Raw genomic sequence first — 1062 nt, forward strand, 5'->3', positions numbered from 1 at the left:
ACCAAGTACGCCGCAAGGCGAGGTAACCCGGGGAACTGAAACATCTAAGTACCCGGAGGAGGAGAAAATAATTTAATGATTCCGCAAGTAGTGGCGAGCGAACGCGGAACAGCCCAAACCATTACGATACGTCGTAGTGGGGTTGTAGGACTTGTGTAATTGCCGTACATGTAACTGGAACAGTTTTGGAAAAGCTGACCATAGGGGGTGAAAGTCCCGTACAGGAAGTGTGTGCTGCATGACGAGTATCCTGAGTAGGGCGGGGCCGGAGAAACCCTGTCTGAATTTGCGGGCACCATCCCGTAAGGCTAAATACTCCTGAGAGACCGATAGTGGACCAGTACCGTGAGGGAAAGGTGAAAAGAACCGCGAGAAGCGGAGTGAAAAGACCCTGAAACCGTGCGCCTACAAGCGGTCGAAGCACAGCGATGTGTGACGGCGTGCCTTTTGCATAATGAGCCTACGAGTTACTCCTCACTACCGAGTTTAAGGTGTTCGGCACCGGAGGCGCAGCGAAAGCGAGTCTTAACAGGGCGACAAAGGTAGTGGGGGTAGACGCGAAACCTGGTGATCTACCCATGGGCAGGTTGAAGTTCCGATAGTCTCGGAATGGAGGACCGAACCGGTAAACGTTGAAAAGTTTTCGGATGACCTGTGGGTAGGGGTGAAAGGCCAATCAAACCAGGAGATAGCTCGTACTCCCCGAAATGCATTTAGGTGCAGCGTCGTGGAATGTGTGCCGGAGGTAGAGCTACCAATAGGGCTAGGGGGCTTCACCGCCTACCAACCCCTGATGAACTCCGAATGCCGGCATAACAGTAGCGGCAGTGAGGCTGCGGGTGCTAAGGTCCGTGGCCAAGAGGGGAACAACCCAGACCATCAGCTAAGGTCCCCAAATTCGGGCTGAGTTGAATGGAACGATGTGGGGATGCTAAGACAGCTAGGATGTTGGCTTGGAAGCAGCCATTCATTTAAAGAGTGCGTAACAGCTCACTAGTCGAGCGTTCCTGCGCGGAAAATACTCGGGCATAAGCCCGGTACCGAAGCTATGGAAAGACTGCT

Annotated in this window: 1 rRNA gene (running past one end of the window); it reads left to right on the top strand. The window is 53.4% G+C overall.

Annotated features, from left to right (window positions below):
- Window positions 1–1062 (top strand): 23S ribosomal RNA (locus DQG19_RS20590) (its annotated part extends 141 nt beyond the left edge of the window); the annotation flags it as partial.

The organism is Lewinella sp. IMCC34183, from assembly GCF_003390915.1.
Taxonomy (GTDB): domain Bacteria; phylum Bacteroidota; class Bacteroidia; order Chitinophagales; family Saprospiraceae; genus Neolewinella.